The sequence below is a fragment of the Pseudomonas sp. FG98 genome (genome assembly GCF_057808595.1).
Genome location: NZ_JBMDIJ010000165.1, coordinates 1 through 4658 on the forward strand (window position 1 = coordinate 1; position 4658 = coordinate 4658).

At 62.8% G+C, this 4658-nt stretch carries 5 protein-coding genes; 3 read left to right on the plus strand and 2 right to left on the minus strand.

The genetic code is table 11. The features are described 5' to 3' along the window. Window positions 1–88 precede the first annotated feature (88 nt). The gene (locus tag ACODSK_RS32355; RefSeq protein WP_489022194.1) at window positions 89–1366 is read right to left on the minus strand and encodes an OprD family porin; all 1278 of its coding nucleotides are present in this window, start codon (window positions 1364–1366) and stop codon (window positions 89–91) included. Window positions 1367–1677: 311 nt separating this feature from the next. Here ACODSK_RS32355 and mhpT point away from each other — a divergent pair, with 311 nt between their 5' ends. From mhpT to ACODSK_RS32370, 3 genes are all read left to right on the plus strand, one after another. Continuing rightward, window positions 1678–2901 (plus strand): 3-(3-hydroxy-phenyl)propionate transporter MhpT, encoded by a 1224-nt coding sequence (mhpT, locus tag ACODSK_RS32360; protein ID WP_489022196.1) that lies wholly within the window; start codon window positions 1678–1680, stop codon window positions 2899–2901. 113 nt (window positions 2902–3014) lie between these two features. Continuing rightward, window positions 3015–3263, plus strand: coding sequence for an acyl carrier protein (locus ACODSK_RS32365; RefSeq protein ID WP_489022198.1), 249 nt, complete (start codon window positions 3015–3017; stop codon window positions 3261–3263). An 86-nt stretch (window positions 3264–3349) separates the two neighbouring features. Continuing rightward, complete coding sequence (locus tag ACODSK_RS32370; protein ID WP_489022200.1) at window positions 3350–3574, plus strand: acyl carrier protein; 225 nt, start codon at window positions 3350–3352, stop codon at window positions 3572–3574. 16 nt (window positions 3575–3590) lie between these two features. Here the strand turns inward: ACODSK_RS32370 and ACODSK_RS32375 are convergent, their stop codons facing one another. Next, window positions 3591–4436 (minus strand): site-specific integrase, encoded by an 846-nt coding sequence (locus ACODSK_RS32375; protein ID WP_489022202.1) that lies wholly within the window; start codon window positions 4434–4436, stop codon window positions 3591–3593. Between the last annotated feature and the right edge of the window lie 222 nt (window positions 4437–4658).

Consider the following 4658-nt stretch of genomic DNA (forward strand, 5'->3'; position numbering starts at 1 on the left):
TTGATCTGAAATTGTGTAGATACCCATGCTCATCGCTGGCAAGCCAGCTCCCACAAGTTATGAGTTGCCTCTGAAAGCCAAGCCCGCCCTACCAGATCGGCAGTGTGTAAGTCACCAGGAACCGCGTCTGGTTCTCGTCCCGGAACGCCGCTCCCGTCGGGAAGTCATTGCGGTAGATCGACTTGCGCGCCAGGAACCCGACATTCTTCAGCGGCCCGCTCTGGATCACATAACCCAGTTCCATCTGGAATTCGCGCTCCTTGCGGTCGTCGGCATTGAGTGACGCCAGTTCGATATTGTCCCCGCGCACATAGCGCAAGCGCCCCTTCAGCCCCGGCACGCCCATGGCGACGAAGTCGTAGTCGTAGATCGCCTGCCAGGTGTGCTCCTTGGCATTGAGGAAGTCCGAGCTCATGGTCAGCTCGCTCATGCCCATCAGCTCGGTACCGGAGACGTAGGGCGTGGCCGAGTCGCCGCTGGAGTGCATGTAGCCGATGCCCAGCTTGTGCCCGCCCAGGCGATAGCTGAACAGCGCCGAGGCATTGATGTTGTCGACCCGCCCTGCCCGCGCCTGGCCATCTTCACGGCTGAAGAAGCTGCGCAGGTCGGCGCTGAAGGTGCCGTCGCCGATGCCCTGCTCGTAGAGCGCGGCGAGGGTGTCCTGCTGGTACAGGTCCTGGAGTTCGGCGTGGTAGGCGCGCAAGCCAAAAGCCTTGGTCAACTGGTAGTCGGCACCGGCATAGAGCATGTGCGACGAGGTTTCCGAGCCACGGAAGCGGCCATTGGGCGAGGCTATCGCCATGCGCTCGTAGCTGGTGGAGTCGCGCTTGTTGATGCGGTCGAGGTAGCCGGCGTTGACCGTCAGGCCATCGATTTCCTTCGAGCTCAGGGTGGTGCCGCGGAAGGTCTGCGGCAGCAGGCGCGAGGGGCTGGCGAAGGCGAATGGCAGAAAGATCAGGTTGTCGCCGCTCTTCAGCGTGGTCTGGCTGATCTTCATCTTGGCGGTCAGGGCAAGGCGCGAGTAATCGTCGGCCGCCACGCCGTCGCTTTTCGACACCGGCAGCAGTTCGGTGCCGCTGCGGTGCGGCGCGGAATCCAGTTTCACACCCAGCAATCCCCGGGCATCCAGGCCGAAGCCGACCGGCCCCTCGGTAAAGCCGGACTCGACGAACAGGTTGAAGCCCTGTGCCCACTCCCGCGCGGCGCTCTTGGCGCCGCCGTCCTTGTAGTCGCGATCCAGGTAGTAGTTTTTCAGGCCGAGATTGGCGTGGCTGTCTTCGAAGAAGCCGCCGGCCAGGCTCGGGGTGCTGGCGAATGCCACCGCCAGCGCCAGGGTAGCGCGGGTATCACGAACGCAGTGATGCATAGGGGGAGTCCACTCTTGTTGTTGTTTTTCTGGCAGTCGGGCGATGACTCAGGCATCGCCTTGCAGCGGAGAATGGAAAGGCGCCGGAAGTCCGTCAACGGCAAATGACCGATAATCGAACATTAATTTTATTAACTATTTGCGCTTTTACAGCGGCTTTTACGCCTTGCCAGCGTCTAGCACAGGGTTCCTGTCCTCTCGCACAACCCGGAAAAAACCAGCTGCAAAAATAGTTATTCTTGTTATCTTGTTTTCACGCCGCTGCTGAAAGCCGGCGCAAGCAGAACAACAACAAGAAACGAGGCCATGCCATGGACATTTCATCGCGTCGTCCGACGCTGACAATCGCTTTGTGTTTCATCGTCGCGCTGATCGAGGGTTTCGACCTGCAATCGGCCGGCACCGCGGCCGCCGGTTTGCGCCAGAGTTTCGAACTGGACCCGAAGATGCTCGGCTGGGTGTTCAGCGCCAGCATCGTCGGCCTGCTGCCGGGCGCCTTCTTCGGCGGCTGGCTGGCCGACCGCATCGGGCGCAAGAAGGTACTGGTGGCGGCGGTCATCCTGTTCGGCGTGTTCTCCCTGTGGACCGCCTATGTCGAGACCTACAGCCACCTGCTGCTGGCCCGGCTGATGACCGGACTGGGGCTGGGCGCCGCACTGCCCAACCTGATCGCCCTGTGTGCCGAGGCGGTCGGCGAACAGCGGCGCAGTACCGCGATCAGCATCATGTATTCCGGGGTGCCGCTGGGCGGCGCACTGGCGGCGGTGGTGGCGATGTTCAGCCATGACCATTGGCAGATGACCTTCATCATCGGCGGCCTGGCGCCACTGGCCGCAGTGCCGCTGATGATCGCCCTGCTCCCGGAATCCCGCGCCTTCCAGCAGGCAGGGGCGATACTGCAACGCGCCTCCACCTCCACTGCCCTGTTCGGCGAAGGCCGCGCCAGCGCCACCCTGCTGCTGTGGCTGGCCTACTTCTTCACCCTCACGGTGATGTACATGCTGCTCAACTGGCTACCGTCGCTGCTGATCGGCCAGGGCTTCAGCAAGCCCGACGCCGGGCTGGTGCAAATGCTGTTCAATATCGGCGGCGCCATCGGCTCGCTGCTCGGTGGTGTACTGCTGGACCGTGGCAATCCGCAACGGGTGACCCTGTGCATCTATGCCGGATTGCTCGCCTCGCTGGCCGGGCTGGGGCTGTCGGCAGGCGTCACCGCGATGGCCATCGCCGGCTTCGCTGCCGGGTTGTTCGTGCTGGCGGCGCAGCTGGTGCTGTATGCGCTGGCGCCACCGCTGTATCCGACCGCCGTGCGTGCCACGGGCGTTGGTGCGGCCGTGGCCATCGGACGGTTGGGGTCGGTGAGCGGGCCGCTGGCGGCCGGGCAGATTCTGGCGGCGGGGGCTGGCACTGCCGGGGTGTTGCTGGCGGCGTCGCCGGGACTTGTGGTGGCGGCGTTGGCGGCGATTCAGGTGATGCGTCGCGCGGGCCAGACCGCAGACCCCGTCACCGCGCCCTTGCCGAAAGCCGGATCCTGAATCCAGCAGGTGCCCGCCACTACGCGGGCACCTGATATTTCTGTCAGTTTCGCCCTCCCCCCGTCTCTGCTGAAATAACCCGTAGTGGTAAAGGGCCAGCTGGAGCACGCGACATGAACACCGGACAGAATCCCGAATCCCTTATCTACTCCATCGTCGCTGACAAGAAACACCTCACGCGGGTCAGCCGCAGCCAGCATTTCCGTGACGACCTCGGGCTCAGCTCGATGGATGCGCTGGAAATCATCATGCAGGTGGAAGACTGCTTCCATATCGAGATTCCCGACGAGGACAGCGAGCAATTGGCGACGGTGGGGGATTTGATCGACGAGGTCAGTGCCAGGCTGAATAGGGCTACCTGATATTTTTGTCAGTTTCGGGAAGTCCGGCGCTCTGCTGGAATGCTCATCCGCCCCTCATCCATGGGGAACTTCAGGAGAACGTCGATATGAGCCTAGAAAAGATCCAGGGCATCATCGCTGAAACATTAGGCGTCGGTTTGCCAAAACCCACGGCCCGCCTGAGAGAGGATCTTGACGCCGACTCTCTCAACATAGCCGAACTCGTATCAGCCCTCAAAAGGGAGTTCGGAATCCAGATCAGTGACGCCGACTGGGAGCACGTGACAGACGTTGCCTCGCTGGCCGCTCTGGTCAAAAAGAAGACTGGATGACCAAGCCCCGCGAAGCTCAGTAGTCATACCTGTCCACCGCCCGCCGCCGCTCATTGTCGTCGCGCATATCGTAATTGGCGGTGGTCTGGATATTGCTGTGGTGCGCCAGTTTCTGCGCGATCGACAGGTCATGCTCCTCGATCACCCGGGTGATGAACGAGCGGCGGAAATCGTGGGGCATGATCTTCACCCCGACCTGCTGCCCGCGCTGGCGGGCGATGTAGTAGATGGCGTGCTTGGTAATGCGCTCGCGGGTGATATGGCTGCCGCGGCGGATGCGGTTGAACAGGAAGCCGTCGTCTGTTTGGCCGGCCGGCAATTGCTGGCGACGGAAGCTCAGCCAGGCGTCAAGTTTTTCGAAGGCCCACACCGGGGCGTACTTGATCAGTTGCTTGTTGCCCTTGCCCAGCACCCGCAGGCTGCGCTCGGCGAAGTCGACCTGGTCGAGGTCGAGGTTGACCGATTCCGACTTGCGCATGCCGGTGCCGTACAGCAGGGCGATCAGCGCGGCGTCGCGCAGGCCCTGGGGACGCGGGTCGGCGGCGCAGACCTCCATCAGCTCACGAATCAGGCTGCGCTTGAGATTGCGCCCCACCGGCAGGCGGCTGCCCTGCACGCCTTTTACTTCACGGATACGCAGCAAACGCTCCTGGTCGATCAGGCCCAGGCGCCAGGCCTCGTTCATCACCCCGCGGATGGCATTGACGTACAGCGAGGTGCTGTTGGGCGCATAGCCGTCACTGCGCAAGGCGGCGACAAGGTCGGTGATATGGGCGGGATCGAGCTGGTGCCAGGGCACCTCGACGATGTCCATGTCGGCAAAACCGAGGCGGTCGGCGGCGTCCTGCAGGACGTACTTCATGGTCAACTGGCTGGAAGGTGCGAGTCGGGCGAGGTATTGCAAAAGCGGGTTGGTCAGTGGAGCGGGCAAACCGTGGGGTTCCTCGGCAGGGTGGAAAGCGAGGCAGGATGACCGAGGGTCGGGTTTCCCGTCAAACCTCATTGCTGGCGGGAGAGGCATCGCTGGCAACGCCAGCTCCCACAGGGACCGCGTCGAGCACAGATGCTGTGGCTGGCCCGAAAT